Raw genomic sequence first — 25,053 nt, 5'->3', positions numbered from 1 at the left:
ATCGAGGGCCGGTTCAGGAACCGGGCCGGTTCGATGGCCGGGCGGGGCGGCGGCGTACCAGCGGCACCTCGGCGCTGGTGCGCAGCATCGGCCACACCGGGGTGGTGGTGCCGATGCGCAGGTCCTCCGGCAGCGTCGAGGTGCCGCCGAGGAAGCGCAGCAGCCGCGGGGCGGGGTTGTTGCGGAAGAGCCGGCTGAAGAAGTCGGCGCCGTCCACGCGGCCGGTGTCCAGGGCGCGCAGCAGCACCGCGTCCATGGCCCGGGACCAGGGCCGGTGTGCCGCCGGCGGCACCGGTCTGCCGCCCGCGTGGTAGGCGGCGGCGGTGGCCTCGGCCTGGCGCAGCGCCGCGGCGAAGGTGTAGCCGGTCGACGGCCGGGTGGCTCCTCCGGCTGCGCCGACGCGGAACACCGAACGGCCCGCGCTGCGGGGGAAGACTGCGTCGGTCATCGGGATGACACCCTGTTCGGTCGCGGTGACGGTCAACGGCCCGAGGCCGAGGGTGCGTTCGGTGTAGTCGCGAAGCGCGTGGTCGTAGCCGGCCCGGTCGAGCACCTGCCGGGAGAACTCGGTGTACTCCACGAGGGCCTCCCGTTCGGACAGCGGCAGCACGTAGCCGAAGGACAGCCCGTGGCGGGGCTGCGGGGTGCGCAGGTCCATCAGCACGGCGGCGCCCGGGTCGAACGCCGGCTCGGGGAGCCGGACGAACCAGCCGCGGAAGTGCTGGAGCAGCGTGGTGCGTGCGGGGGGCAGCCGGGGCAGCGGGCGGGAGTCGAACACCCAGCGGGCCCGCAGGGCACGGGCGGCGCCGTCGGGGGTGCCGTAGTGCACGGTCGCTCCGCCCGGCCCGTCCCGCACATCGGTGACGGTGGCGCTGAGGGTGCGGACCTGCGGCCGGCCGGCCCAGCGGCGCCGGGCGGCGGACTCGAAGTCGCGGGAGCGGATCATCCGGTAGCGCATCGGGCTGACGTCCGCGTCGGTGCGGGTACCGTCGCGGTGGGCGACCTGGATGCGCGGCCAGCTGGCACACACCGCGTCCTCCCAACCGTGCGCGTCCTCCCAGAAGCACCAGGTGCGGTCGCCGGGACGCAGCGGCCCCGGCGGCGCCTCCAGCAGGACGACGGACGGCGTCCGCGCGCCGCGGGAGCCGTCGGCCAGCGCCGCGGTCAGCGCCAGGCCCGCCGCGCCCGCCCCGATGACGGCGACGTCCACGTCGCCTTGCACGGAGGTGAGGCCGGGACCGGACGCGGGGTCGGGAGCGGGGTCCGGGCCGGGAGCGGGGCCGGGACGGCTGGGCGGGGTGGGTGGGAGCTGGGTCATCCGGGGAAGCGCCCCGTGCTGCGCAGCTGCCACCGGCGGTGCGCGTAGTCGAGGTCGTCCCGCCACAGGCGGGCCGCCGTTGCCCGCATGACCGGCCGCAGCAGGGCCGCGGCGCGGCTGGCGGCACGGAAGCCGCGGCGCTCGGACGTGGCGATGACCGCCTCCACCACGGCCGTCCGGGGCCGTCCCCGGTCGTCGGTGCCCAGTGGGGTGGCGTGCGTCTCGACCACTGAACCCAGGCCCTCGCCCTCGGTGATGTGCATGACGACGGTCCGAGGTTCCGGCGCGGTGAACACCGCCCGCACCGGCACGACCAGGCGGCGGGAGACCTTGAAGGAGACGTCGACGGCGAAGCCGTGCTCGTCGCCGTCGGGCCCCGGGTCCTCCACCGTGAGATCGACGAACGCGTACGGGTGGAACCAGGCGCCGTGCCACGGGTCGAGGCGGTTGGCCATGACGTCCTGCGGCTCGCACACCCCCTCGACGTCGACTACCGCGGACACCGTGGACCCGTGCGCCGACGGGCGGGTGGGCAGCACCGGCCGCGGCAGCGGTTCCTCGCCGCCCGCCTCGTCGAGGCGGACCCAGGTCAGCACGCCGTCGTCGTGCACGGGGTAGGGCTGCCAGCCGGCGAACGGCTTGCCGTTGAGGGCCAGTCCGTGCCAGTGGCACACGACCTGTCCGCAGCGCACCGGGCTCTCCCGCAGCGGGGCCCCCAGGTGCGGGCAGGAGCCGGGCCCGGCCTGCGGCGTGCCGGCGGCGTCCCGCCAGGCGACGACCTCCTGCCCGGCGACGGTCCGGCCGAAGGTGCGGTCGGCGCGGATCGCGCGGGAGGAGGCGAGTACGAACCAGTTGCCGGAGGGCCGAGCCGTGGCGGCCTTCAGCGCGGAGGCGATGACGGCCGGCTGGGCCTGCCGCCAGGTGGGCTGCTGGCGTTCCCACCGCTGGGGGTTCCGGCGGGCCCGCAGCGGGAGGCGCCGCCTCGGGCGGGGAGCCGGCCTGCTCATGCGGGTTCCTTCCGGGTGGGGGCGGAGCGGCGCTCAGCCAGTCGTTTGCGGGTCCGGGCAGCGGTGACCCGCGCGGCGCCCCGCAGGGCCATCGCGGCGCGCCGGGCGCCGGGGACGGCCACCCGGCGGTGCACGACGGGGTAGTCGGCGTCGGCGGCGCTGTCGAGGATCTGCGCGTACAGCAGGAAGGCGGTCTCGATGCAGGGCCGGGCGACGGGGTCGAGCATCGCGATGCCGGGGGCGGCCCGGCGGTAGACGCCGCGGGTGAGCGCGACGGTCTCCACAAGCGCCCGGTGGATGCGGATGTCCCTGCGTCCGGTGGCACGACTCCAGTACAGCAGTTCGCGGTCCACGCCGTGGGCCGCCAGCAGATCCGCCGGCAGGTAGACGCGCCCGCGGTCCAGGTCCTCCCCCACGTCGCGCAGGAAGTTGGTCAGCTGGAACGCCACGCCGAGCGCGGCGGCGTGCGGTTCGGCCTCGGCACGCGGCACGACGGTGCCCAGCACGGGCAGCATCTGCAGGCCGATGACGGCGGCCGAGCCGTGCATGTACCGCTCCAGCGCCGCGTAGTCGGGGTAGTCGGTGACCTCCAGGTCCATGCGCATCGACGCCATGAAGTCGGTGAAGTGCGTCTCCTGGATCCGGTAGGTGCGGGCGGTGTGGGCGAGCGCCCTGATCACCGGTTCCTCGCTGTGTCCGGTCCGCAGGCCGGGCAGGAGCTGCCGTTCCAGGGCGAGCAGCGCCTCGGTGCGCTGCCGGTCTGCCTGCGGCGCCGGGCCGGCGGGGGCCGCCTGCTGCGGGGCGGGAGCCGGAGCGGGCACGGCGGGCGCCGGCACCGGCGGAGTCACACCCGGCCCGCCCTGGCGGGCTGCGGCCCGGCTGGTCTGCTCGGCGGGGGTGTCGACGATGTCGTCGGCCCAGCGGGCGAAGCCGTACAGGGCGTGCACCGCGGGTCGGCGGCGGGGCGGCAGCAGCCGGGTGGCGAGGAAGTACGTCTTGCCGTGGCGGGAGTTGAGTTCGCGGCAGAACAGGTAGTCGTTGCGCAGACCCGGTTCGACGATGCGGGCTGCGTCGAGTTCACGCAGGCTCATCGGCGGACCCCCCGTCGTGCCGGGGCGCGCACCGGCCGGCGTCCGCCGGTGATGCGGTCGGCGGCGAGCTTGCCCGAGACCAGCACCGTGGGCACGCCCACGCCGGGAGTGGTGCCGCAGCCGGCGAGCACGGCGTTGTCGACGCCGCGCACCAGGTTGCGCGGGCGGAACGGGCCGGTCTGGGAGAAGGTGTGCGCCGCGGAGAACGGCGTGCCCGCGGCGAGGCCGTCGCGGTCCCAGTCGGCGGGGGTGACGAGGGTTTCGGCTTCGACGGCCGAGCCGAGTCCGTCGAGTCCGCGTTTCTCCAGCACCCCGACGAGTTCGTCGCGGTAGCGCGGGCCGAGTTCCCCCCAGGCGTGGGCGGAGGGACCGATGTCGGTGTTCGGGCAGGGCGCCAGGACGTAGTGCAGGTGGCGGCCCGCCGGTGCCATCGACGGATCGTGCGTGGTCGGCCGGGTGATCAGCAGCGACGGGTCGCTCATGACCTTGCCCTCCCGGGTGATCTCCTCGAACGTCTGCTTCCAGGCCTGCCCGAAGGAGATGGTGTGGTGGGCCAGTTGCGGCCACGTCCGGTCGGTGCCCACGTGCAGGATCACCGCGGACGGCGAGTGGCGCAGGCCGACGGGCCGCCGCGGGGTGCGCCCCAGCAGCCGGTAGGTGACGGGCAGGTCGCAGGTGAGGACGACGGCGTCGCAGGGGGTGCGCTGCCCGTCCTCGGTGATGACGGCCTCGACCCGGCCGCGACGCTGCTCCAGGCGCGCGACGGGAGTGCCGTAGCGCAGTTCGGCGCCCGCGTCGGCGGCGGCGTCCGCCATGGCCTGCGGCAGGGTGTGCATGCCGCCGCGCGGGAAGTACACGCCTGCGACGGTGTCCATGTAGGCGATGACTGCGTACGCGGCCAGGGCCCGTTCGGGCGGCACTCCGGCGTAGAGGGCCTGGAAGGAGAAGACCCGGCGCAGCCGTTCGTCCTTGAGGAAGCTGCCGATGCGCGCGTCGAGCCTGCCGAACCCGCCCAGGGCGGCGAGCCGGGCGAGGTCCGGGCTGACCACGTCCAGCGGCGAGTCGAAGTTGGCGTCGATGAACCGGCGCATCTGGGCGCGGTACAGCTTCTCCAGCCACACCCGCAGCCGCCGGTAGCCGTCGGCCTCGTCCGTACCGGCGAACCGGCGGACCTCCTCCTCCATGGCCTCGCCGTCGGTGTGCACGTCGACCTGCGAGCCGTCGGCGAACTGCGCCCGGTAGGCGGGCGCCAGCGGCAGCAGCTCGACCCGGTCGGCGAGGCTCTCGCCGACCGCCGCGAACGCCTCCTCGGCCAGGTCCGGCATGGTGAGCACGGTCGGCCCGGTGTCGACCCGGTAGCCGTCCATGTCCATGCGCCCCATGCGTCCGCCCGGACGGTCCTGGGCCTCGACCACGGTGACCCGGCGTCCGGAGCCCAGCAGGTGCAGGGCGGCAGCCAGGCCGGACAGGCCTGCGCCCACGACCACCACGTGGTCGCTGGGGCCGTTGACGCGCTTCACGCGGCCCCACCGCCCATCGCGGGGGCGAGCACACGGCCCGAGCCGGCCGCGGCCAGCATCAGCCGGGACAGCTCCCGGTGCGCGGCGGCGTCAGGCGCCGCCTTCTCCAGTGCCAGCAGGCTCTCCTCGACCAGGTCCTCGATCCTCTCCTCCACCGCCTCCAGTGCGCCCAGTGCGGTCACCGTCTCCCGGTACCGCTCCAGCCCCTCGGGCGTCAGTTCGGCGTCACCCTGGCACGTGCGGAGCACGTCCAGCGCCTCCGAGTCGCCCGAGGTGCGGGCCAGCTCCTCGGCCACGGTCACCAGATACGTCACCTTCCCGTCCCGTACGTCATCGCCGGACGGCTTGCCCGTCCGGTCCGGATCGCCGAACACGCCCAGCACGTCGTCCCGCAGCTGGAAGGCGACCCCGGCGCAGCGGGCCGCCGCCGCAAGGTCCTCTCGCATCGCCGCCGGGGCTCCGGCGAGCGCCGCGCCCAGGCCGAGGGGTCGCTCGACCGTGTAGGCCGCGCTCTTGAGGTAGGCCACCCGCAGGGCGCGTTCCGCGGACACCTGCCGGCTTGCCTGCGCCCGCACGTCCAGGTACTGCCCGGCGACCATCTCCAGCCGCATCCGCCGCCACAGCAGCCGCAGTTCGCGGCGCGTGGCGGGGGGCACGTCGAGTTCGGCGACCAGGTCGTCGGCCCAGGCGAGCGCGAGGTCGCCGGCGAGCACGGCGGCGCTCTCACCGAACCGCCCGCCGCTGCCGCGCATCGCGCGCGCCGCGTGCCAGTCGGCGAAGTCGACGTGCACGGCCGGGGAACCGCGGCGCAGCCCGGAACCGTCCATCACGTCGTCGTGGATCAGCGCCATGCCCTGCAGGACCTCCAGCGCCGCGCCCAGGAGCAGCGCGGTGCGGGCCTGCTCCCCGCAGGCGGCGCCGCCGAAGGCGCGCCAGCCCCACCAGGCGAAACGGGCGCGCAGCCGCTTGCCGCCGCCACAGACGAACCGTTCCAGCCGGGCCGCCACCTCGTCGCCGAAGTCCCGGTCCACGGCGTGTGCTTCCCGTGTCCGCTCGGCCAGCCATCCGGCCAGCACCGCCTCCACCGCGGCGGCGACGTCGTGGTCCACACACCCGGTGGTCCCGGGTACCGCGTCGGACGTGCACGGCGAAGGGGCACGGCCACCGGCCGTCCCGCTGCCCGGCCTGCCGGACTGCCCCTCCACCGCACCCACGTACAGACACCTGCTCCCACCACGCACACCCATCACACACACCACCTCCAGCACACCACCTTTCCGCCCGCGACCACCCGGCGGACGCACCGACACACAGAAAACTCCGCGAGTCGGCGGCCGGCGAGGGAGGGACGGGGCGGCCCGGGAGCCCGGCGGCGGACGTCGCGGCACGGTTCACCAGTGCCCGCCTGGCGGCGCCCTACGCGGACGTCGGCAGACCGGGGGCAGTCGGCGCGGCGGCCGTTGCGTGGCTTCGTCCCGTGCCCAGTCGGGTTCGTGGCAGGTCAGGTCTGGTCGTGGCAGGTCAGTGCGCCGGGGGCATACGGGGGCGGACCAGGCCGAGGTCGTAGGCCAGGATGGTGGCCTGGACCCGGTCGCGCAGGCCGAGTTTGCCCAGCAGCGCGTTCACATGGGACTTGACCGTCCCGGTGGCCACCCCGAGGCGTTCGCCGATCTCGGTGTTGTTCAGCCCGGTGCCGATGAGCTGGAGCACCTCCCTCTCCCGCGGAGTGAGGCCGTCGAGCGTGCCGCCGGGGGCGACGGGCGGCGCGCCGCCCGCGAAGGAGTGGATGAGGCGCCGGGTCACCCCTGGGGCGAGCACGCCGTCGCCTTCGGCGACGACCCGGATCGCGTCCAGCAGGTCGTCCGGCTCCGCGTCCTTGAGCAGGAACCCCGACGCGCCGACCCGAAGCGCCTCGTAGACGTAGGCGTCGAGGTCGAAGGTGGTGAGCACCAGCACGCGCGGCTTCTCGCCGCGGGCGGTGAGGAGGCGGGTGGCAGTGAGCCCGTCCATGTCGGGCATGCGGATGTCCATGACGACGACGTCGGGCGCGGTCTGCTCGGCGAGTTGCACCGCCGCGGCGCCGTCGCCCGCCTCGCCGACTACGGTCATGTCGGGTTCGGCACCGATCACGGCGGCGAAGCCCGCCCGGACGACGAGTTGGTCATCGGCGACGATCACGCGGATGGTGATGGTAGTACCTCCTGGGAAGGGGCCGGGCCGTTCCCGGCCGGCAGCCACAGCTGGACGGACTCGGCGGTTCCGGTGGTGAGCCGTCCGCCGGCGGCGGACACCTGGACCTTGAGGCGGGCGAGCGCCGTACCACTCGTCGCCTGCGGCACGCCGGTGACGGTGACGGCCAGCCGGGCACCGGTGTGCGCCAGCCGCACCTCGGCGGGGCCGGTATCGCCTGCGGCGAGTGCGGACTCCACCGTCCGGAACACCGCCAGTTCGGTGTCGGGCGGCAGCCCGGCGGGCACCGACTCCAGGCCGTGCAGCCGCACCTCGCGCCCGGCGGCACGGTGCTCGGCGCACAGGTCCGCCAGCGCCGCCGACGTCGGCTGCGGCGAGCGACGCGCGGCGGTCCCGGCGTCGCGCAGCGTGCCGAGCAGGTCCCGCATCGCGGCCAGGGCGGCGCGTGCCTCCGCGGCGATGTCCGACAGCTGCCGCTGTTCGGCCAGTTCGACCACACGGGACGCACGGTGCAGCACCCGTTCGCGCAGTTCGGCGGCGATCGCCTGCCGTTCACAGTGGGCTGCCTCGGTGGCGCGCCGCGCCGACTCGGCCAGGGCGGTGGTCTCGCGTCCGCGTACCGCGGACCGGCTGCGGCGCATCCGCCGCCCCGCCGTCCAGGCCGCGGTGAACAGCAGGAGCAGGACCACGAGTGCTGCCGCCGCGGCGGCCGGCACGGGCAGCGGGCCGACCCGTCCGCTGCCCGCCGCCGTGCCGGCCAGTGCCGCGGTCAGCGCCGTCGCGGCGACCGGCACGGCCAGCCTGGTAGGCGGCCGGTGCGGTCCGTGGGCGGCGACCGCGTACACGGCGGCCGTCACAGCGGCGGCGGCCAGCGGCAGGTAACCGGTGGCTCCGGGCGGCAGCACGCCCAGCCCGCCGAACAGCGGCCACAGGAACACCGTGGCCAGGACCCCGGCCAGCGCGGCCCACGGCCGGGAGCGGCGCAGCAGCAGCGGCAGGGCGTGCGCCAGGGCGAGCAGACCGGCCAGCGCGGAGGCGGCGGAGGCGGAGTCCTCCGCCTGGTGCCCGAAAGAGAGCACGGAGGGCAGCACGGGGTTGAGCACGGCCACGACCGCCACCGCGATCTGCAGCCACAGCACCGAGCCGGTGGCCGGCCGCTCCCGACCGGGTCCTGCCCCGGTGCCCAGGTCGGCCTCGACCCGCCAACCGCCGCCCGGGCGCGGCCCGGCCGTGAGCCTGCCGCCGGCCGCCGCCGCGCGTTCCCGCATGCCGGTGATGCCGCGGCCTGCGCCCCACCGCGGCGGTTGGCCGGCGTCAGGTGAGGCGGGTGCCGGTTCGACCTGCGGCACAGCGTCGTTGTCGATCCGCAGCCGCCAGCTGTGCGGTCCGGGCCGCAGCTCCACCCGGACCGGGGCGCCGGGCGCGTAGCGCAGCGCGTTGGTGAGCGCCTCCCGGACGATGCCGTAGGTGGCGTCGGCGACGGGGGCGTCGACGTCCTTCGGCACGTCGAGATGGACGGGCTGGCCCAGCCGGACGAAGCCGGAGACGAGTGCGGCGAGGTCGCCGGCGTCCTGCGACGGTTCCTCGCCTCGCTCGACGGTCCGCATGACCGCCACGAGCCGGTGCAGCGCGGCGAGCGTCTCGCGTCCCGTCCGGGCGGCGAACTCAAGTGCCGCGTCGCCGAGTTCGGGTCGGCGGTCGCCGAGCTTGCGTGCCGTGTCGACGGTGACGACAACCGAGGTGAGGTGGTGGGCGCTGACGTCGTGGAGCTCGCGGGCCAGCCTCAGCCGCTCGGACTCCGCCGCCTGCGCGCGTTCCCGTTCGCTGGCGGCCAGGAGCCGGGCGGCACGGCGCCTGCCCGCCAGCCACCGCCGCCTGCTGGCGCCCAGGCCGACCGCGCACAGGTGGGCGGCCACGGTGACCAGCAGGTCCGCCGGGAACCCGTTGCCGAGGTGGTGGAAGTGAGCGCCCCACATCCCCTGCCAGGTGGTGAGTGCGATCGTGACGACCGCGGTGGTGGACGGGTCGCGGTGTACCGCGACGGTGTACAGGGCGACCGCCACCCCGACCGTGCTGAACAGCAGCACCGCCTCGGGCCGGGTGGCCGCCGGGCCGACGGCACTCACGGCGACAAGCGCGAGCAGCGCGCCCACCGGGGCACGCTCCCGCAGGTGCAGGATCACCGCGGCCATCGCGGTGGCCAGCAGGGCGCCGGCGACGGCGGTACCGGCGACGGCCGCGCCCCGCAGCAGGGGGAGGCCGGGCCACACGACCAGTTGGGCCGCGGCCAGCAGGACCGGCAGCAGCCGGCTGGGGTGGGAGTACATGACAGCTCGACCCTAAGGCCGCCTCCGCTGCCCCGGCGTCACCCCTCTGGCCGACCGGTCTGCACCCGTGGGTAGAGACAGTGATCGTGCCGCCGGCGGACGCGGCGGCGCGCGACGCACGGAAAGCTGGTCGCCATGAACACCGTGCTGCCCTTCCACTTCGTTCAGGACGCGGCCCCGGCCCCCATGCCGGCCCTCGCCCCGTCGTTCCGCCTGCCCCTCGCGGCGGCCACGTACCGGTCTGCCGCCGTGGCGCAGGCCCCCTCCGCTGCGGGCGACACCCGGACCGGGGAGGACGACCCCGCTGCGGCGCTGCGGTTCGGGCTGCTCGGACCGGTGGAGGTGCTGCGGGCCGACGGCTCGCCGGTCGACCTCGGCCCGCGGCAGCGCAGGCTGCTGCTGGTGCGCCTGCTGACGGCGAACGGGCGGCCGGTCCCGCTGGACCGGCTGTGCCACGACGTGTGGGCGGGAAGGCCGCCGGCCGGGGCCGTCTCCGCCGTGCACGCCCATGTCAGCCGGCTGCGCGGCGCGTTGGAGCCCGGCCGCCCCCGCAACGAGCGTCCCCGGGTGCTGGTCAGCGGACCCTGCGGATACACGCTGCACGTGCCGGCCGCAGCGCGCGACACCGTGCGGTTCGGGCAGCTGACCGAAGAGGCCCGGCAGCGGATGGCCGACGGCGGCATGCATGCCGCGCTGGACATCCTCGACCGGGCGATGCGGCTGTGGCGCGGCCCCGCCCTGGAGGATGCCCGCGATCACGAGTTCGCCCTGCGGGAGACCGCGCGGTGGGACGAGGCGGTGTTCGCCGCCCGCGAGTTGCGGGTCTCCGCCCTCGTCGGGTTGGGCGCGTGCCTACCTGCGGTACTGGACGCGCGGGCCCTCACCGAGGACCAGCCGCTGCGCGAGTCGGCGTGGGCGCTGCTGATGCGGGCCCTGCACGGCGCGGGGCGGACCGCGGAGGCACTGCTGGAGTTCAACCGGCTGCGGACGGTGCTCCAGCGGGAGTTGTCGCTTGAGCCCGGCCCGGAACTGTGCGCGCTGCGCGACGCCGTCCACCAGCACTCCCCGGCGCTGACGGCCCGTCGGCCGGGGCTGGCCGCGCTGGCCGGCTGAGGTTGCCGATGGTCCTGGGAAGGGCCGCCGCGGGCGGGGTGCGTTCATGACGCGGGGTCGGCGCTCGCGAGGGCGTGCCGTCTGGGACAGTGCGGGTATGACCGCCGTCTACAGAAGTGCCGCCGCCCGCCGGGACGTCGAGAAGTGGTGCACCGACCGGCTCGCGGCGTGGCCCGTGGCCCACCGGACCACCGCAGTGGCCACCGGCGCCGGCCGCACCCACGTGGTCACCGCGGGGGAGGACGCCACTCCGGGGCGGGACACCCCGCGGGTGGTCGTGGTTCCCGGCACCAACTTCAACGCCGCCACCAGCCTGCCGCTGGTCACCGCCCTGGCGGCGCGCTGGCCCACCTGCGTCGTGGATGTGCCCGGGCAGCCGGGACTGAGCGCGGCCGAGCGTCCCCGGCGGCACCGGCAGGCCTGGTACGGCCGGTGGCTCCAGGATGTGGTGGAAGGGATCGGCCCGGGGCCGACCGTCGTGGTGGGCCACTCGCTCGGTGGCGCGATCGCGCTGGCCTGCGACGCACCGCAGCTTGTCGGGCGGGTGCTGGTCTCCCCCGCGGGCCTGGCCCGGCTCAGGCTCACCGGCGGCGTGCTGGCGGCCACTCTGCCCTGGCTCACCCGCCCCACCGGGGTCCGCAGCGCTGCGTTGCTGCGGCACCTGCACGGGCCCGGCCGTCAGCCGTCGGACGAACTCGTCACCTGGATGACCCTGCTGTCCCGGTCCTGCCGCTCCAGCCTGGCGCCTGCTCCCCTGCCCCGCTCCGTGCTCGCCCGGTCCCGGCGGGTGCCGAACGTGGTGGCCACCGGCGAGCACGACGTGTTCCTGCCGCCGTCCCGGCTGGCCTCGCCCACTTCCCGTGGCCTCGGCGTCGCGGTGCGCACCATCCCCGGTGCGGGTCACCTCGTGGTGGAGGAACGCCCCGAGGCGATCGTCGACCTGGTGCGCACGTTGCTGGACGGCAACGCGGACAGCACACCGTGAGCGCGGTTCCGGGTCCCGGGGGCGGACCGGTGCGCATGGAGCAGGAAGTACGCGTGGGCGCGGCGAGGGCGGCGGCAGCCGACTGGATCGCCCGGCACGCGGCGGGTGATCCGGCCTACCGGGGCTCGTACTACAGCGGCTCCACGGTCGGCATGCCCGACGACGCGATGCTCGCACCGACGTCGGACGTCGACGTGGTCGTGGTGACCGACGGCAGGGAGCTACCCGCCGGGCCGGGCAAGTTCCGGCACCGCGGCGCACTGCTCGAGGTCAGCCGGCTGCCCTGGGCGGACGTGCGCTCGCCCACCGGTGTCCTGGCCGACTACCACCTGGCTGGCAGCTTCCGGTATCCGTCGGCACTCGACGACCCCACCGGGGAACTTGCGGCGCTGCACGCCGAGGTGGCCCGGCGGTTCGCCGAACGCGAGTGGGTGCGCCGCCGGTGCGCCGACGCCCGCCGGCGGATCGTGGCGCGTCTGGACGCACCGACGGGCCCGGAGCCGTTCCACGAGCAGGTCACGCGCTGGCTGTTCGGTACCGGGGTGACCACGCACGTACTGCTCGTCGCGGCCCTGCGCAACCCGACCGTGCGGCTGCGGTACGTACGCGCGCGCGAAGTGCTCCAGGTGTACGGCCACACGGGGCTGCACCGGGAGTTGCTGGACCTGCTCGGCTGCGCCGACCTGTCGGCGGGGACCGTGCGGCGCCACCTCGACACGCTGGCCGACACCTTCGACGCAACCGCCCGGGTGGCCAGGACCCCGTTCTTCTTCAGCGGCGACCTGACCACCGAGGCCCGACCGGTCGCCGTGGACGGCAGCCGCGACCTGGTGGAGGACGGGTCGCACCGCGAGGCGGTCTTCTGGATCGTCGCCACCCTCGCGCGCTGCCACACGGCACTTGCGGCGGACGCACCGTCCCTCCACCGCACGCTGCTGCCCGACTTCCACGCGGTGCTGGCCGACCTGGGCGTCACCTCGGTTGCCGACCTCCGGACGAAGGCCGCCCGCACCCTGGACTTCCTGCCGCGCCTGGACCTCGTGGCCGAGGACATCATGGACCGCCATCCCGGCATCACCGGCTGACCGGGCCCGCCCCGGCGGCGAACGCGCGGCGCGGGCCGGGGCAGGAGCACGCCGGGCGGGAAGCGCCGGTCACCCGGGCGCGTGCGGTTCAGCGGGCGGGTGGCTGGTGCAGGCCGAAAGGTGAACCCTGGTCGTCCCGGCACAGCACGAAGTGCCCGAACGCGGCGATCACCTCGGGGTCGCGTTCCAGGTCCTCCTCCGTCGTGCCGCCCAGCTCCCTGACCCGGTCCAGGGCGGTGGGCATGTCGTCGACGCCGAAGAAGAGGTAGGGGCCGCCGCCCTGGTCACCGCCGTGTATGCCACCGGGCAGGGTGGGCGTGCGGATGAGGAACCCCTCGCCACCGGAGGGGCCGGCTTCGAAGTGCCAGCCGAACAGTCCCTCATAGAAGGTCCGGCCGCGGGCCGGATCGGCCACTCCCAGCTCGAAGAACGCCGGTTCGCCAGTCATGTCGCTACTCCCTCGCGCTGTGCGCCGGGCCGGCCTTGGTCGGTACCACTCCACCGTAAGCCCGCCTGGCGCGGCACGCCCGGCGGCCGTCCACCGGCGGACGACGCCTTGGGGTTCACCGTCCTGGAGGGGGTGTTCACCCGAGCGGAGGCACACCGCTTTTGACACGCCGGGGCTGGTGGAAGGGCCGTGGGGACCCTGTCACCGCCCTGCCAGGAGCCCTCATGACCCTGTCGATCTCCGGCGTCCTCCTGTTCGGACTCCTCGTGTTCCTGCTCTGCCGCAGGCACGGGCTGAAACCGGTGCACGCCCTGGTGTGTGCGCTGTTCGGCTTCTACCTGGCCGGTTCGGCCCTCGCCCCCGGAATCCATGCGGGCGGCGAGAGGCTGGCGAGCCTGCTCGGCAGCCTCTCGCTCTGAGCCGGCTCGTCGAGCGCCCCTGCGGGCAGTCCCGCATCACCCACGGGGGCTGCCCCGGGCGGCGCACGCCGCACCGTGCGCCACAGGTGCCAGCGGGTCAGGCGCGGGCGGTGTGCACGGTGAGGGCCGTCAGGTAGAAGACGTCCGGCCGGCGCATGAGGCCCTGCGGGTCGTCGCGGTCCAGCAGGCGGGCCACGGCAGCGCGGTCCTCGGCGTCGAGGGTGTCGCCGTCGGGCCCGGCCAGCCGGTTCAGCCGCTTGTACACGTACTCGCGTCCCTCGTCGCCGAGCGGCGCGGGCAGGTCCACCAGGAAGGAACGTGTGCCGCTGGGCGTCAGGCCGGCGCGGGCGAGCATGGCGGGCCAGTCCTCCACCACCGCGGTGCTGCCCGGCAGTTCCGCCCGCATCACGGCGAACGACTCCTCCAGGACGAGGTCGAGCCGCGTCTGCAGTCCGGGCCGTCCAAGGCCCGTGTCGCGAGGCAGGAACCGGGTGCTCAGGCCGCCCTCGGAGAGCGCGAGCGTGCCGCCCGGATTGACCAGCCGGGCCAGGGCGTCGACGGCGGCCTGCTGGTCACCGAGGTGGTGCACCGCCCTGCTGCTCCACACCAGGTCGGCCGGCGCCAACTCGGCGAAGCCGTCGGGCAGGTCGGCGCGGTGGGTGGTGAGGCGGTCCGCCGTCGCGGTGTCCGCCGCGTGGGCGCGGGCCCGGGCGAGCAGTTCCGCCGACCCGTCCACCGCTGTCACCTGGGCCTGCGGGAAGCGTCCGGCGAGCAGGCAGGCCATCCGGCCAGGTCCGCTGCCGACGTCCAGCACGCTGCCCACGGCCGGTTCGTCCGGCAGCCAGGCGGCTGCCTCCAGCAGGGCCGGCCGGTGCAGGTCCGCCTCCAGTTCCAGCATGGCGCAGAGCTTGTCCCAGTCGAGGTCGGCAGAGTGCGACGAATGGCTCATGGCGGGGTCCTCATCCGGGTCGGGGCAGGTGTACGCCGGACGCGGCAGCCGCAGGTGCGGTGCTGCCCGGTCGCCCGTACGTTGCAAGCCTGCGGCCGCACCGGCGCAGAACGCCAATCTCTTTGCCGAGCTGGCAAAAGCGGCGGGGCCGACGGGCTCAGCGTCTCCGGGGTCTCCGGGGTCGTCTGCTCGGCGGACGAGCGGGGCCGGGGCGCGATGAGTTTCCGCGGCGGCGGCCGTCTGTAGGGGTGTGGGCCGCAGCGGCGGCCGTCGTGCGACACGAAAGGGAGCAGCAGATGTCCAAGATGGTGTTCGTGAACCTGCCCGTGAAGGACCTCGACGCGTCGGTGGCCTTCTTCACCGCGCTGGGCTTCACCTTCAACGCCCAGTTCACGGACGAGAAGGCGACCTGCATGGTGATCAGCGACACGGCCTTCGTGATGCTGCTGACGGAGCCGTTCTACCAGAGCTTCACGCCCGGCAAGGAGCTCGCCGACACCGGTCGGGCCAGTGAGGTGATCATGTGTGTGGGGGCCGAGAGCCGCGCCGAGGTGGACAGCGTGGTGGAACGGGCCGCGAGCGCGGGCGGCAGCGTGTACCGGGACCCGATGGACGAGGGCGGCATGTACGCCCGCAGCTTCCAGGACCCCGACGGCCACATCTGGGAGGTCATGTGGATGGACCCGTCCGCCCTTCAGGGCTGAGGCGCCACGCGCGCCGCAGGCCTGGCGGCTCCCGGGCGGGCGGTGAGGCGCCGCCCGCCCGGGAGCCAGCCGGGGTTCAGCGCACCGTGACGCCGGAGAGGGTGCGGGCGATGACCAGGCGCTGGATCTCGCTGGTGCCCTCGAAGATGGTGTAGATGGCCGCGTCCCGGTGCATCCGCTCGACCGGGTACTCCCGGGTGTAGCCGTTGCCTCCGAGGATCTGCATCGCCTGCGCGGTCACCGTCTTGGCGGTCTCGCCTGCGAACAGCTTGCTCATCGAGCCCTCGGCAGCGGTGAACGGCCGGCCCGAGGCCGCCATCCAGGAGGCGCGCCACACCAGCAGCCGGGCGGCGTCGATGCGGGTGCGCATGTCCGCGAGCTGGAAGGCGACGCCCTGGTTGTCGATGATCGGGCGGCCGAACTGCTCACGTGTCTTCGCGTAGTCCATGGCCACCTCGTACGCGGCGCGTGCGATGCCGACGGCCTGCGCGGCGACTGCGGGCCGGGACGCCTCGAAGGTGGCCATCGCCGCGTTGCGGCCGCGGCCCGACCTGCCCTCACGGGCGCGGGCCAGCCGCTCGTCCAGCTTCTCCTTGCCGCCCAGCAGGCAGTGGCCGGGGACGCGGACGTCCTCCAGCACGACCTCGGCGGTGTGCGAGGCCCGGATGCCGTGCTTCTTGAACTTCTGCCCCTGCGACAGGCCGGGGGTGGCGGGCGGCACGATGAAGGAGGCGTGCCCGCGGGCGCCGAGTCCGGGGTCGACCACCGCGACGACCACGTGCACGTTGGCGATGCCGCCGTTGGTCGCCCACGTCTTTGTTCCGTTGAGCACCCACTCGTCCTTGGCCTCGTCGTAGACGGCCCGGGTGCGCATGGCGGAGACGTCGGAGCCGGCGTCGGGTTCGGAGGAGCAGAACGCCGCGACCTTCACGTCGTCCGCGTCGCCGTACATCTGCGGGATCCAGGTGCCGACCTGCTCCTCGGTGCCGTTGGCGAGCACACCGACGGCGGCCAGCCCGGTGCCGACGATGGACAGTGCGATGCCCGCGTCGCCCCAGAACAGCTCCTCCATCGCGGTGGGGATGCCCAGGCCGGTCGGGTCGAAGTACTGCTGCGCGTAGAAGTCGAGTGAGTAGAGGCCGATCTTGGCGGCTTCCTGGATGATGGGCCAGGGGGTCTCCTCACGCTCGTCCCACTCGGCGGCGGCCGGGCGCATCACGTCCGCGGCGAAGCCGTGGATCCACTCCCGCACGGCTTTCTGGTCGTCGTTGAGGTCCAGCGCGAACTCGGCCATGTCGGGCCCTCCCACAATTGTTACTAGCGGTAACGGGGAAGTCTGTTACCGGGCGGTAGAGCCTGTCAACTCCCCACTCCCCCGTTCCGCCGCAGGCCGGGTGCTACGTTGCGCAGGGGCATCCCGGGAACACGGGCGGGGAGAGGGACATGGACAGCGGTCAGGAACACGACCAGCGCAGCGCGTCCGAGCGCAGGCGCGAGGCACTGCTCGAGGCCGCCGAACGGGTGGTGCTCCGGGACGGGCCGGGCGCGTCGATGAACGCCATCGCGGCCGAGGCGGGCATCACCAAGCCGATCCTGTACCGGCACTTCGGCGACAAGGGCGGCCTGTACCGGGCGCTCGCCGTCCGGCACACCGACGCGCTGCTCGCGTCGCTGAGGGCCGCGCTGGACGCGCCCGCGCAGCGTCGGCAGCGCGTCGAGGCGACGCTGGACACCTATCTCGCGGCGATCGAGTCGCATCCGCAGGTGTACCGCTTCCTGATGCACCCGGCCGAGGACGGCGGCACCGGGGAGCAGGGCTTCCAGGTGGGCCTGCACTCGGCGCCGCTGCTGCGGCGGCTCGGTGAGGAACTGGGCACGGTGATAGTGGAGCGGCTCGACCTCGGTCCGGACAGCACCGGGCTGGCCCGGGTGTGGGGCCACGGCATCGTCGGCATGATGTACGCGGCCGGGGACTGGTGGCTGCGTGAGAAGCCGTGCAGCCGGGAGCAGTTGGTGCGTCACCTCGCCGACCTGCTGTGGGGCAGGCTGGCCGCGGCCGGCGACCGGGACGGCGGCCCGCCGTTCTGACCTTCGCGCGCCCCCGGCCGCGCCCGGTGCTAGTCCGGCGCCGGACGCCCCCGACCGCGGTCCGTCCCCGCCCACGGCGTGTGCCGGGCCGCCCTGCGCAGGCGGCGGTGCCGCAGCGGTCCCAGGCGGTCGGCGTAGACCAGGCCGTCGAGATGGTCGCACTCGTGCTGCAGGCAGCGGGCGAAGAAGCCGTCGCCCGCGACGCGCACCGGACTGCCGTCGACGCGCACCCCCTCCACCACGGCCTCGTCCCAGCGAGCCGTCACCGCCTCCAGCCCGGGCAGCGACAGGCAGCCCTCCGGCCCGCCGATCTCCGGCCCGTCGGTGAGGACCAGGCGGGGGTTGACGACGTGCCCCAGGTGGCGCCGGTCGAGGTCGTCGGGGCAGTCGAAGACGAACACACGCAGTGCCACGCCGATCTGATTGGCCGCCAGACCCACGCCGCGGGCCGCGTACATGGTGGCGAACATGTCCTCCACCAGTTCCGCGAGGGACGGGCCGAAGTCGGTCACCTCGGCGCAGGGCGTGTGCAGCACGGGGTCACCGAAGTGCCGAACGGTCCGCCTGCGACCGGAACTGCCCGGGATGGAACGACGTTGCATAGCCGTCAGACTACGGGCGACCGGCCCCGTCCAGGGCGGTGCGGTTCGGGAGCACCCCGCACCGCTCGGTAGGCTGCTCCTTGACCGGAGCACAAGGAGGATCTAGGACGATGGCAGGCAACTCGGAGCCGCTGTCGCCGCGGGCCAAACTGGCTGTGACGGCGGGCAGGGCCGCGGCGGCGGTATCGCGGGCCGCAGGCCGCGGAAGTGGATCAGTCATCGGCGGCAAGGTGGCGCTGCGGCTCGATCCCGATCTGCTGGCTCGCCTGGCCGGGCATCTGGACGTGGTCCTCGTGTCAGCGACGAACGGCAAGACAACCACCACCAGGCTGATCGCCGAGGCCCTGAGGGCCACCGGCGAGGAGGTCGTCTCCAACGCGCTGGGCGCCAACATGCCCGCCGGCATCACGTCGGCGCTGGCCGGCGGTTCCCGGGCGCGCTACGGCGTGATCGAGGTGGATGAGAAGTACCTGGCCGGTGTGGCCAGGGACGTCACGCCCAAGGCGATCGCGCTGCTCAACCTCTCGCGTGACCAGCTCGACCGCGCCGCGGAGACCCGCATGCTCGCGGAGAAGTGGCGTGAGGGGCTGTCCGGCACCAAGGCCGTGGTGATCGCCAACGCCGACGACCCGCTGGTGGTGTGGGCCGCGTCCTCCTCACCGAACGTGGTGTGGGTGGCCGCCGGCCAGGAGTGGAAGGACGACGCCTGGTCCTGCCCCTCCTGCGGCGGGGTCATGCAGCGGCCGGGCGACGAGTGGTTCTGCGGCGAGTGCGGTTTCCGCCGCCCCACCCCGACCTGGGCGCTCTCCGGCGACCACGTGCTCGACCCGCACGGCTCGGCGTGGCCGATCCGGCTCCAGCTGCCGGGCCGGGCCAACAAGGCGAACGCCACCACCTCCGCCGCGGTCGCCGCCGCCTTCGGGGTGGCGCCGCAGCTCGCGCTGGAGCGGATGTACTCGGTGGCGGCCGTCGCAGGCCGCTACGACGTGGTCTCCCACCAGGGCCGCGAGATCCGGCTACTACTGGCGAAGAACCCGGCCGGCTGGCTGGAGACGTTCTCCCTGATCGACGCCCCGCCGGCCCCGGTGATCCTCGCGGTCAACGCGCGCGGCGCCGACGGCACGGACACCTCCTGGCTGTGGGACGTCGACTACTCGCGGCTCGCCGGGCACCCGATCTGCGTCATCGGCGACCGCCGGCTCGACCTCGCGGTGCGACTGGAGGTGGCCGGGGTGGACTTCCAGGTGTGCGACAGCGCCCAGGAGGCGATCCTCGCCTGCCCGCCCGGACGCATCGAGGCCATCGCGAACTACACCGCGTTCCAGGACCTGCGCCGCGTCGTCGGCAACTGACCCCTCACACGCGTGAAGGAAGGCGACCACGACCATGAGTGACACGAGCCTGCGGGTGGTGTGGGTCTACCCGGACCTGCTGAGCACCTACGGCGACCAGGGCAACGTGCTGGTCGTCGAACGCCGCGCACAGCAGCGCGGCCTCGACGTGCAGCGCATCGACGTCCGCTCCGACCAGCAGATCCCCACCTCGGGCGACATCTACCTGATCGGCGGCGGCGAGGACCGGCCCCAGCGGCTGGCGTCGGAGCGGCTGGTGCGCGACGGCGGCCTGGAGCGCGCCCACGACAACGGCGCGATCATCTTCTCCGTCTGCGCCGGCTACCAGATCCTCGGCCACGAGTTCGTCAACGACCTCGGTGAGCGCCAGCCCGGCCTCGGCCTGCTGGACGTCACCTCAGGCCGCGGTGAGGACGAGCGCTGCGTGGGCGACGTGCTGGCCGACATGGACGAGCGGCTGGGACTGCCCCAGCTGACCGGTTTCGAGAACCACCAGGGCGTGACGCACCTGGGGCCCACGGCCCGTCCGCTGGCCCGCGTGCGCCTCGGCAAGGGCAACGGAACCGGCGACGGCACCGAGGGCGCCTACAACGGCACCGTCTTCGGCACCTACATGCACGGGCCCGTCCTGGCGAGGAACCCGCTGATCGGCGACCTGCTGATCAAGTTGGCGCTCGACGTCAACGCGCTGCCGCCGGTCGACGACCGCTGGTACGAGGCGCTGCGCGGCGAGCGCATCGCCTCGGCGACGCAGCCCGCCTGACCTCACCTCGCTCCCCCGCCCCCGGCTGCTGACGCTGCCGGGGGCGGTTCTACTCTGGAGCGGGCGATCAGCGCGAAACGGGAGAGTACGGGATGGACCACAGCGATCACGGCATGGACATGGATCTGGCGCCGTTCACGCTGGAACGCGGACTGGCCTTCACCGGTGAGCCCTTCTTCCTGACCGGCTGCCTGCTGGCGCTGGCCCTGTACGGCTGGGGCGTGGTGCGGCTGCGCCGCCGCGGCGACGCCTGGCCGGTGGGCCGCACGGTCGGCTTCGTGCTGGGTGTGCTGCTGATCGCTCTGGTGATGTGCACCGCGCTGAACGAGTACGGCATGGTGCTGTTCAGCGTGCACATGGTGCAGCACATGGTGATCAGCATGCTGGCACCGATCCTCCTGCTGCTGGGCGCACCGGTGACGCTGACACTGCGCGCGCTGCCGTCCGCCGGACGGGGGCGCACCGGCCCGCGCGAGGTGCTGGTGGCGCTGCTGCACAGCCGCTACCTGCGGGTGGTCACACACCCGGCGTTCACCATTCCGCTGTTCATCGCCAGCCTGTACGCGCTGTACTTCACCCCGCTGTTCGACTTCCTCATGGGGTCCACCGCCGGGCACCTGGCGATGATGGTGCACTTCCTCGTCGTCGGCCTGGTGTTCTTCTGGCCCATCATGGGCGTCGACCCGGGCCCGCACCGGCCCGGTTACGTGATGCGCATGCTGGAGCTGTTCATCGGGATGCCGTTCCACGCGTTCTTCGGCATCGCCCTGATGATGGCCTCCGCCCCGATGGTGACCACCTACGCCGACCCGCCGGCCTCGCTCGGCGTGGACGCGCTGACCGACCAGACGTGGGCCGGCGGCATCGCCTGGGCGTTCAGCGAGATCCCGTCGGTGCTGGTCCTGATCGCGCTGATCTTCCAGTGGTACGTCTCCGAGCAGCGGCAGTCCCGGCGGTCCGACCGGGCGGCCGACCGCGACGGCGACCGCGAGCTGGCGGCCTACAACGCCTACCTTGCGTCACTCCAGAGCCGCCAGCGGTAGCGCTTCCGGTCTGACTCGGGGGACGATGGGTACCTGACCGGGGTACCGGGCGGCGACCGCCGTGCCGGCCCTGCGGAGGAGGTGCCTGCGATGCCGGGAGCCGCTAAGGGAATGACGGTCGCCACGCTGACCGCGCTGGTGCTGGCGACGGCGTACTCGGTGACACTCGGGGGCAGCGGCTGGGTGTGGTTCGCCTGGGTGGTGCTGGGGCTGGTGACGCTGGGCCTGGTCACGGCTGACGGCAACTGAGTCCGTGGCCGTCCGGGCGGCTCCAGCAGCCACCCCGGGACTGCGGCGGCCCCGTGAACGTGGCCCAGCGCACGGGCACGAAGCGCACGTCGAGAGGTTGCCGCAGCCGGGACGGCATCGGGTCGACCGTCCACTGCCCGACGATCAGCTCCTCGTCGAGGGCGAAGCCGTAGCGATCCAGCATCGGCCGGGCCAGGGCCGCGTGCGGGTCCTCCAGCGGCTCGGCACCAGGGCGGGCTCCGAGTTGCCGCAGGGCGCTGCGCGACCAGGCGAAGCAGTCCGTGCCCCACAGCAGACGGGCGTGGCGGCGCCGCTGGCGCGGGCCGCGACGGGGGCGGGCAGGAAGGCCGGGCCCCACAGCACGAGGTCGGGCCGCCAGCCCCGGGCGAAGTCCACCAGGTCAGTCGAGCACGGTGCGGTGCCCCTGCCGGACCGCCTGCTTGCCGGCGGCCTTGGCGAGGGCCTGGCTGTAGGTGACCTCCAGCTGGGTACCCGGCAGGCTGATGCCGCTGATGTGGACCTGCGGCACCGAGCGGACCCCCAGGTTGCGCACGCGGTCGAGTTCCGCCCGCAGTTCCGCGGCTCCCTCCTCGCTCGGCCGGACACCCACCTCGTCGGCCAGGGCGGCGAGCGTGCCCGGGTCCGCGATGTCAAGGCCGTCGGAGAAGTGCGCCGCGAACAGCCGGGCGACCATGGGTTCGGCCAGGCCCTGCCGGGCCGCGGTCGCGACGAGGCGGTGCGCTTCGAAGGTGCCGGCGGCGACCGCCCGGTGGTAGTCGAGCGTCACGCCGTCGTTGAGTGCGTCCCGGGCGGCCTGCTCGGTCTCGGCCACCACGTGGTCGCCGAACATGCCGGTGAGCACCTCCAGCAGGGGTTTTCCTCCGAATTCGGTGTCCGGGGCGAGCTGGAACGGGCGGAAGACCACCTCAACGCTTCCTCCCTCGGCGCGGAACCGGTCCACGGCGCGCTCCAGCCGCACGAACGCTATGTAAGACGCCGCGCAGATGACGTCCAGCACCATTTCCACGGTGACGGGCCTGTTGTCGTGTCCTGCCATGTCGAGCCTCCAGTCGGTGCGGCCGGCGGTCGCCGGTCCGTGCGGTCGTTCGTGTCGCGCGCGGCGTTCTGACAGGATCTTTGCTGCGAGGGGGCACAACAAGCGACTTCACACACGCTTGCAGGAGGACGTCTCCGGTTTGACCGAACCGCTGCTGCGACCGGCCTGGTCGGCACCGTGTGACGGGTCCGAGCTGCGCCGATCGACCGGGAGGCATCCCGAGGACCGCGCCGACGGCCCCGTCGCGGGTTCCGGACCGCGGAAAGGCTTACGTTCGTCCGCCTGTGCGATGCCGATGGTCAGCGGAAGGTGTTCCAGCAGCGCCAGGGAGAGCACATCCAGCGGGTCCACGCCGAGTCCGGCGTGGATGAAGAGGGTCGCACCGGCGGCGAACAGCACGCAGCCTGCCAGGTAGCGGCCGAGGCGGGCGGGGTCCGCATGAGCGGGCCCCGGTCAGCCGCGGCCACCGCAGTCAGGAGGACCGGATTCACGAGGGTCCTCAGGGGCGGTGGCCGCCTGGGCGCACTGTCAGGCGTTGACGAAGATGACGGTGTTGCCCTCGGGGTCCTCCAGTTGGAACCGCTCACCGTCCTTGTGCGGGATCAGCTCCCCTGCCCCGGCGTCGGAGAGCGCCCGGTGCGCGTGGGGGATGTCGACATCCGTGAAGGCGACGCTGATCGGCCGGTCCGCCGACTGCGAGGTGATGATCAGCTCACCGCCGTTGCCCGTGGCGAAGACGGTGTGCACCTCGCTCTGTTCGATGATCTCCATCTTCAGCCGGTCGCGGTAGAACGCCGTCATGGCCTCGACGTCCTTGCAGTGCATCTTGGTCACGGTCAGGTTGCCGAACATGCCCTGATCCTTTCGGGGAGGCGAAGATGAGGACCCGGTGCGGGTCCTGCGGGCGGACCGGGCCGGAGGATCCTCCCCCGCCGGTCGGCGCCCGCATGAGTAAACTACACCGTGCAGTGCACTAAGTACACCAAGCGGTGTACTTTTCTTGAGAAGGAGCGTCGATGACAAGAGAAGAAGCGGTGCCGGCGCACCCCCGCCGCGGGACGTCACCCAAGCGGGAGGCCATCGCCTGCGCCGCCCGCGCCGTGTTCGCCCGGGAGGGCTACTCCCGGGCGAGCGTCGACGCCATCGCCGCGGAGGCCGGCGTGTCCAAGCGGACGATCTACAACCACTACAAGGACAAGGAGCAGCTCTTCCTGCTGACCATCCAGGAGAGCGCCCAAGCCGTAGGTGCAGCGCGCAGGGCACTGATCGAGCGCCATCTCAGCGAGGTAACCGACCTGGAAGCCGACCTGGAGGCCTTCGGGCGGGCGTGGGCGACTCCGCTGACCGGGTTCGAGAACCACTTCGCCCTGGTGCGAGTGATCATCGCCGAGGCCGCGCGCCTGCCCCCCGAGATCCTGCAGGGCTGGCATGACGCGGGACCGGGGCCCGTGATGGAGGAACTGACCCGCTGTGTGGGCCGGTTGGCGGAGAGGGGGCTGCTGGTACTCGACGACGCGGAGCAGGCGACGAACCACCTGATGCTGCTGGTGAACACCGACATCATCGAGCGCTCCTTCCACGGTGCCGTCCCGCTCGCCGACGCGGAGATCAACAAGCTCGTCACCGCAGGCGTGCGCACCTTCCTGCGGCTGTACGGACCGGGGAGCACGCTTCCGTCCTGAGCCGCGGACGCACCCGCGCACACGGGGTCGGCAGGCGGTCCACGAGGGGCGGCCGGGTGGGAGCGGCGGGCGGGCACGGGCATCCACGATCAGGGCTTTCCCGACCATCCCCCGGGGAGCGGAATCGGGCTACGATCGATCACCGGACACGGGCGATCGGCCGGAACCGTTCCCTGACGCTGCGTCAGGATGGTCGGCCGGGCGTCCGCGGGAGACGATCAGACCTGGCCGCAGCCGATCGCACACAGATCGGCGCACGCACCGGAACGCGTCCCATGACCTGGCAGAACGCGGCCACAGAGCCGACCGGCGGAGTTGGGGAGAGATCGTGTTCTACTACGTGCTGAAGTACGTACTGCTGGGTCCACTGCTGCGGGTGTCGTTCCGGCCCCGCCTGGAGGGACTGGAGAACGTGCCGGACGAGGGTCCGGCGATCGTGGCCGGCAACCACCTCTCGTTCTCCGACCACTTCCTGATGCCGGCCGTGCTGCACCGGCGCATCACCTTTCTGGCCAAGTCGGAGTACTTCACCGGCCCCGGCGTCAAGGGCAAGCTGACGGCGGCGTTCTTCCGCGCCGTCGGCCAGATCCCGGTGGACCGCTCCGGGCGCGGAGCCGCACGGGCCGCCATCGAGGAAGGCCTGGGCGTGCTGGCCAAGGACGAACTGCTGGGCATCTACCCGGAGGGCACCCGCTCCCACGACGGCCGGCTCTACAAGGGGCGCGTCGGGGTCGCCGCGATGGCGCTGCGCGCCGGTGTGCCGGTCATCCCGTGCGCGATGGTCGGCACCTTCGAGATCCAGCCGCCGGGGCGGCGGCTCCCCAGGATGGGTCGGGTCACCATCCGGTTCGGCAAGCCGCTGGAGTTCTCGCGGTTCGCCGGGATGGAGAACGAGCGGGCGGTGCTTCGCGCGGTCACCGACGAGATCATGTACGCGATCCTGGACCTGTCCGGCCAGGAGTACGTCGACATGTACGCCCCGGACGCCAAGGCGCTAGCCGCCGAGCAGGGAGCTCCGGACGAGTCCTCGGACGAGGGCAGGACCCAGGGCGGGGTGTGAC

The 25,053-nt window shown here is 73.6% G+C and carries 26 protein-coding genes and 1 pseudogene; 12 read left to right on the top strand and 15 right to left on the bottom strand.

Going from position 1 to position 25,053, the window contains the following annotated elements; translation table 11 throughout:
• Positions 1–13: 13 nt before the first annotated feature.
• From QNO07_RS14390 to QNO07_RS14360, 7 genes are all read right to left on the bottom strand, one after another.
• The gene (locus tag QNO07_RS14390; protein WP_283992374.1) at positions 14–1,318 is read right to left on the bottom strand and encodes a lycopene cyclase family protein; all 1,305 of its coding nucleotides are present in this window, start codon (positions 1,316–1,318) and stop codon (positions 14–16) included.
• Entirely contained in the window at positions 1,315–2,325 is a 1,011-nt protein-coding gene (locus QNO07_RS14385) for a Rieske (2Fe-2S) protein (protein ID WP_283992373.1), read from the bottom strand. The genes QNO07_RS14390 and QNO07_RS14385 overlap by 4 nt, the downstream gene beginning before the upstream one ends.
• The gene (locus tag QNO07_RS14380; protein ID WP_283992372.1) at positions 2,322–3,416 is read right to left on the bottom strand and encodes a phytoene/squalene synthase family protein; all 1,095 of its coding nucleotides are present in this window, start codon (positions 3,414–3,416) and stop codon (positions 2,322–2,324) included. The genes QNO07_RS14385 and QNO07_RS14380 overlap by 4 nt, the downstream gene beginning before the upstream one ends.
• Positions 3,413–4,936, bottom strand: coding sequence for a phytoene desaturase (locus tag QNO07_RS14375; RefSeq protein WP_283992371.1), 1,524 nt, complete (start codon positions 4,934–4,936; stop codon positions 3,413–3,415). The genes QNO07_RS14380 and QNO07_RS14375 overlap by 4 nt, the downstream gene beginning before the upstream one ends.
• Positions 4,933–6,045 (bottom strand): polyprenyl synthetase family protein, encoded by a 1,113-nt coding sequence (locus QNO07_RS14370; protein ID WP_283992370.1) that lies wholly within the window; start codon positions 6,043–6,045, stop codon positions 4,933–4,935. Before QNO07_RS14370 ends, QNO07_RS14375 begins: the two co-directional genes overlap by 4 nt.
• 412 nt (positions 6,046–6,457) lie before the next feature.
• Positions 6,458–7,126, bottom strand: a complete 669-nt coding sequence (locus tag QNO07_RS14365; RefSeq protein WP_283992416.1) for a response regulator — start codon at positions 7,124–7,126, stop codon at positions 6,458–6,460.
• A complete protein-coding gene (locus QNO07_RS14360) occupies positions 7,111–9,453 on the bottom strand; it encodes a sensor histidine kinase (protein WP_283992369.1) in 2,343 nt (780 codons plus the stop codon). The genes QNO07_RS14365 and QNO07_RS14360 overlap by 16 nt, the downstream gene beginning before the upstream one ends.
• 135 nt (positions 9,454–9,588) lie before the next feature.
• Here QNO07_RS14360 and QNO07_RS14355 point away from each other — a divergent pair, with 135 nt between their 5' ends.
• The 3 genes from QNO07_RS14355 (at position 9,589) to QNO07_RS14345 (ending at position 12,636) form a co-directional block, all read left to right on the top strand.
• On the top strand, positions 9,589–10,566 hold the full coding sequence (locus tag QNO07_RS14355) for an AfsR/SARP family transcriptional regulator (protein ID WP_283992368.1): 978 nt from the start codon (positions 9,589–9,591) through the stop codon (positions 10,564–10,566).
• A gap of 97 nt (positions 10,567–10,663) precedes the next feature.
• A complete protein-coding gene (locus QNO07_RS14350; protein ID WP_283992367.1) occupies positions 10,664–11,551 on the top strand; it encodes an alpha/beta fold hydrolase in 888 nt (295 codons plus the stop codon).
• A gap of 35 nt (positions 11,552–11,586) precedes the next feature.
• Positions 11,587–12,636 carry a hypothetical protein gene (locus QNO07_RS14345; RefSeq protein WP_283992366.1) on the top strand — a complete coding sequence of 350 codons (1,050 nt, stop codon included), beginning with the start codon at positions 11,587–11,589 and terminating at the stop codon, positions 12,634–12,636.
• Between the two features lie 88 nt (positions 12,637–12,724).
• Here QNO07_RS14345 and QNO07_RS14340 read toward each other — a convergent pair whose 3' ends face one another.
• On the bottom strand, positions 12,725–13,084 hold the full coding sequence (locus QNO07_RS14340) for a VOC family protein (RefSeq protein ID WP_283992365.1): 360 nt from the start codon (positions 13,082–13,084) through the stop codon (positions 12,725–12,727).
• A 224-nt stretch (positions 13,085–13,308) separates the two neighbouring features.
• Here QNO07_RS14340 and QNO07_RS14335 point away from each other — a divergent pair, with 224 nt between their 5' ends.
• Complete coding sequence (locus QNO07_RS14335) at positions 13,309–13,503, top strand: hypothetical protein (protein WP_283992364.1); 195 nt, start codon at positions 13,309–13,311, stop codon at positions 13,501–13,503.
• Between the two features lie 97 nt (positions 13,504–13,600).
• Here QNO07_RS14335 and QNO07_RS14330 read toward each other — a convergent pair whose 3' ends face one another.
• Positions 13,601–14,452 carry a class I SAM-dependent methyltransferase gene (locus tag QNO07_RS14330; RefSeq protein ID WP_283992363.1) on the bottom strand — a complete coding sequence of 284 codons (852 nt, stop codon included), beginning with the start codon at positions 14,450–14,452 and terminating at the stop codon, positions 13,601–13,603.
• A 296-nt stretch (positions 14,453–14,748) separates the two neighbouring features.
• Between QNO07_RS14330 and QNO07_RS14325 the strand changes: the two genes are divergently transcribed.
• Positions 14,749–15,156: a VOC family protein gene (locus tag QNO07_RS14325; RefSeq protein ID WP_283992362.1), complete on the top strand. Its 408-nt coding sequence runs from the start codon at positions 14,749–14,751 to the stop codon at positions 15,154–15,156.
• Positions 15,157–15,232: 76 nt separating this feature from the next.
• Here QNO07_RS14325 and QNO07_RS14320 read toward each other — a convergent pair whose 3' ends face one another.
• On the bottom strand, positions 15,233–16,450 hold the full coding sequence (locus tag QNO07_RS14320; RefSeq protein WP_283992361.1) for an acyl-CoA dehydrogenase family protein: 1,218 nt from the start codon (positions 16,448–16,450) through the stop codon (positions 15,233–15,235).
• A gap of 149 nt (positions 16,451–16,599) precedes the next feature.
• Between QNO07_RS14320 and QNO07_RS14315 the strand changes: the two genes are divergently transcribed.
• The gene (locus QNO07_RS14315) at positions 16,600–17,244 is read left to right on the top strand and encodes a TetR/AcrR family transcriptional regulator (protein WP_283992360.1); all 645 of its coding nucleotides are present in this window, start codon (positions 16,600–16,602) and stop codon (positions 17,242–17,244) included.
• Between the two features lie 29 nt (positions 17,245–17,273).
• Here QNO07_RS14315 and def read toward each other — a convergent pair whose 3' ends face one another.
• Positions 17,274–17,846 (bottom strand): peptide deformylase, encoded by a 573-nt coding sequence (gene def, locus QNO07_RS14310; RefSeq protein ID WP_283992359.1) that lies wholly within the window; start codon positions 17,844–17,846, stop codon positions 17,274–17,276.
• A 110-nt stretch (positions 17,847–17,956) separates the two neighbouring features.
• Here def and QNO07_RS14305 point away from each other — a divergent pair, with 110 nt between their 5' ends.
• From QNO07_RS14305 to QNO07_RS14290, 4 genes are all read left to right on the top strand, one after another.
• Positions 17,957–19,198 carry a MurT ligase domain-containing protein gene (locus tag QNO07_RS14305; protein ID WP_283992358.1) on the top strand — a complete coding sequence of 414 codons (1,242 nt, stop codon included), beginning with the start codon at positions 17,957–17,959 and terminating at the stop codon, positions 19,196–19,198.
• Between the two features lie 34 nt (positions 19,199–19,232).
• Complete coding sequence (locus QNO07_RS14300; RefSeq protein WP_283992357.1) at positions 19,233–19,961, top strand: type 1 glutamine amidotransferase; 729 nt, start codon at positions 19,233–19,235, stop codon at positions 19,959–19,961.
• Between the two features lie 92 nt (positions 19,962–20,053).
• Positions 20,054–21,004 (top strand): cytochrome c oxidase assembly protein, encoded by a 951-nt coding sequence (locus QNO07_RS14295; RefSeq protein ID WP_283992356.1) that lies wholly within the window; start codon positions 20,054–20,056, stop codon positions 21,002–21,004.
• A gap of 90 nt (positions 21,005–21,094) precedes the next feature.
• Positions 21,095–21,253: a hypothetical protein gene (locus QNO07_RS14290; RefSeq protein ID WP_283992354.1), complete on the top strand. Its 159-nt coding sequence runs from the start codon at positions 21,095–21,097 to the stop codon at positions 21,251–21,253.
• Positions 21,254–21,397: 144 nt separating this feature from the next.
• Here the strand turns inward: QNO07_RS14290 and QNO07_RS27690 are convergent, their stop codons facing one another.
• The 4 genes and pseudogenes from QNO07_RS27690 to QNO07_RS14270 all read right to left on the bottom strand — a co-directional run bounded on the left by QNO07_RS27690 (position 21,398) and on the right by QNO07_RS14270 (position 23,162).
• Positions 21,398–21,616: a hypothetical protein gene (locus tag QNO07_RS27690; RefSeq protein ID WP_502961846.1), complete on the bottom strand. Its 219-nt coding sequence runs from the start codon at positions 21,614–21,616 to the stop codon at positions 21,398–21,400.
• Positions 21,617–21,653: 37 nt separating this feature from the next.
• A complete protein-coding gene (locus QNO07_RS14280; protein WP_283992352.1) occupies positions 21,654–22,310 on the bottom strand; it encodes a DsbA family oxidoreductase in 657 nt (218 codons plus the stop codon).
• A gap of 108 nt (positions 22,311–22,418) precedes the next feature.
• Positions 22,419–22,724: pseudogene (locus tag QNO07_RS14275) on the bottom strand (hypothetical protein); the annotation flags it as partial.
• A gap of 114 nt (positions 22,725–22,838) precedes the next feature.
• Positions 22,839–23,162 carry a VOC family protein gene (locus tag QNO07_RS14270; RefSeq protein ID WP_283992350.1) on the bottom strand — a complete coding sequence of 108 codons (324 nt, stop codon included), beginning with the start codon at positions 23,160–23,162 and terminating at the stop codon, positions 22,839–22,841.
• A gap of 164 nt (positions 23,163–23,326) precedes the next feature.
• On the opposite strand from QNO07_RS14270, the gene QNO07_RS14265 reads away from it, so the two are divergent.
• A complete protein-coding gene (locus tag QNO07_RS14265; RefSeq protein ID WP_283992349.1) occupies positions 23,327–23,992 on the top strand; it encodes a TetR/AcrR family transcriptional regulator in 666 nt (221 codons plus the stop codon).
• A gap of 328 nt (positions 23,993–24,320) precedes the next feature.
• The gene (locus QNO07_RS14260) at positions 24,321–25,052 is read left to right on the top strand and encodes a lysophospholipid acyltransferase family protein (RefSeq protein ID WP_283992348.1); all 732 of its coding nucleotides are present in this window, start codon (positions 24,321–24,323) and stop codon (positions 25,050–25,052) included.
• Position 25,053: the final 1 nt, after the last annotated feature.

This window comes from Streptomyces sp. 549 (assembly GCF_030124175.1).
Taxonomy (GTDB): domain Bacteria; phylum Actinomycetota; class Actinomycetes; order Streptomycetales; family Streptomycetaceae; genus Streptomyces.
The sequence above is the reverse complement of the archived record's forward strand: the minus strand, read 5'-3'. Positions and strand labels throughout refer to the sequence as shown.

What these genes read in the sequence shown, in the direction of transcription:
- QNO07_RS14355 (WP_283992368.1), top strand. Translation starts at nt 9,589, where the DNA reads ATGAACACCGTGCTGCCCTTCCACTTCGTTCAGGACGCGGCCCCGGCC.
- QNO07_RS14295 (WP_283992356.1), top strand. Translation starts at nt 20,054, where the DNA reads ATGGACCACAGCGATCACGGCATGGACATGGATCTGGCGCCGTTCACG.
- QNO07_RS14320 (WP_283992361.1), bottom strand. Translation starts at nt 16,450, where the DNA reads ATGGCCGAGTTCGCGCTGGACCTCAACGACGACCAGAAAGCCGTGCGG.
- QNO07_RS14350 (WP_283992367.1), top strand. Translation starts at nt 10,664, where the DNA reads ATGACCGCCGTCTACAGAAGTGCCGCCGCCCGCCGGGACGTCGAGAAG.
- QNO07_RS14385 (WP_283992373.1), bottom strand. Translation starts at nt 2,325, where the DNA reads ATGAGCAGGCCGGCTCCCCGCCCGAGGCGGCGCCTCCCGCTGCGGGCC.
- QNO07_RS14330 (WP_283992363.1), bottom strand. Translation starts at nt 14,452, where the DNA reads ATGAGCCATTCGTCGCACTCTGCCGACCTCGACTGGGACAAGCTCTGC.
- QNO07_RS14335 (WP_283992364.1), top strand. Translation starts at nt 13,309, where the DNA reads ATGACCCTGTCGATCTCCGGCGTCCTCCTGTTCGGACTCCTCGTGTTC.
- QNO07_RS14390 (WP_283992374.1), bottom strand. Translation starts at nt 1,318, where the DNA reads ATGACCCAGCTCCCACCCACCCCGCCCAGCCGTCCCGGCCCCGCTCCC.
- QNO07_RS14325 (WP_283992362.1), top strand. Translation starts at nt 14,749, where the DNA reads ATGTCCAAGATGGTGTTCGTGAACCTGCCCGTGAAGGACCTCGACGCG.
- QNO07_RS14360 (WP_283992369.1), bottom strand. Translation starts at nt 9,453, where the DNA reads ATGTACTCCCACCCCAGCCGGCTGCTGCCGGTCCTGCTGGCCGCGGCC.
- QNO07_RS14265 (WP_283992349.1), top strand. Translation starts at nt 23,327, where the DNA reads ATGACAAGAGAAGAAGCGGTGCCGGCGCACCCCCGCCGCGGGACGTCA.
- QNO07_RS14345 (WP_283992366.1), top strand. Translation starts at nt 11,587, where the DNA reads ATGGAGCAGGAAGTACGCGTGGGCGCGGCGAGGGCGGCGGCAGCCGAC.
- QNO07_RS14290 (WP_283992354.1), top strand. Translation starts at nt 21,095, where the DNA reads ATGCCGGGAGCCGCTAAGGGAATGACGGTCGCCACGCTGACCGCGCTG.
- QNO07_RS14305 (WP_283992358.1), top strand. Translation starts at nt 17,957, where the DNA reads ATGGCAGGCAACTCGGAGCCGCTGTCGCCGCGGGCCAAACTGGCTGTG.
- QNO07_RS14340 (WP_283992365.1), bottom strand. Translation starts at nt 13,084, where the DNA reads ATGACTGGCGAACCGGCGTTCTTCGAGCTGGGAGTGGCCGATCCGGCC.
- QNO07_RS14380 (WP_283992372.1), bottom strand. Translation starts at nt 3,416, where the DNA reads ATGAGCCTGCGTGAACTCGACGCAGCCCGCATCGTCGAACCGGGTCTG.
- QNO07_RS14300 (WP_283992357.1), top strand. Translation starts at nt 19,233, where the DNA reads ATGAGTGACACGAGCCTGCGGGTGGTGTGGGTCTACCCGGACCTGCTG.
- QNO07_RS14315 (WP_283992360.1), top strand. Translation starts at nt 16,600, where the DNA reads ATGGACAGCGGTCAGGAACACGACCAGCGCAGCGCGTCCGAGCGCAGG.
- def (WP_283992359.1), bottom strand. Translation starts at nt 17,846, where the DNA reads ATGCAACGTCGTTCCATCCCGGGCAGTTCCGGTCGCAGGCGGACCGTT.
- QNO07_RS14270 (WP_283992350.1), bottom strand. Translation starts at nt 23,162, where the DNA reads ATGTTCGGCAACCTGACCGTGACCAAGATGCACTGCAAGGACGTCGAG.
- QNO07_RS14280 (WP_283992352.1), bottom strand. Translation starts at nt 22,310, where the DNA reads ATGGCAGGACACGACAACAGGCCCGTCACCGTGGAAATGGTGCTGGAC.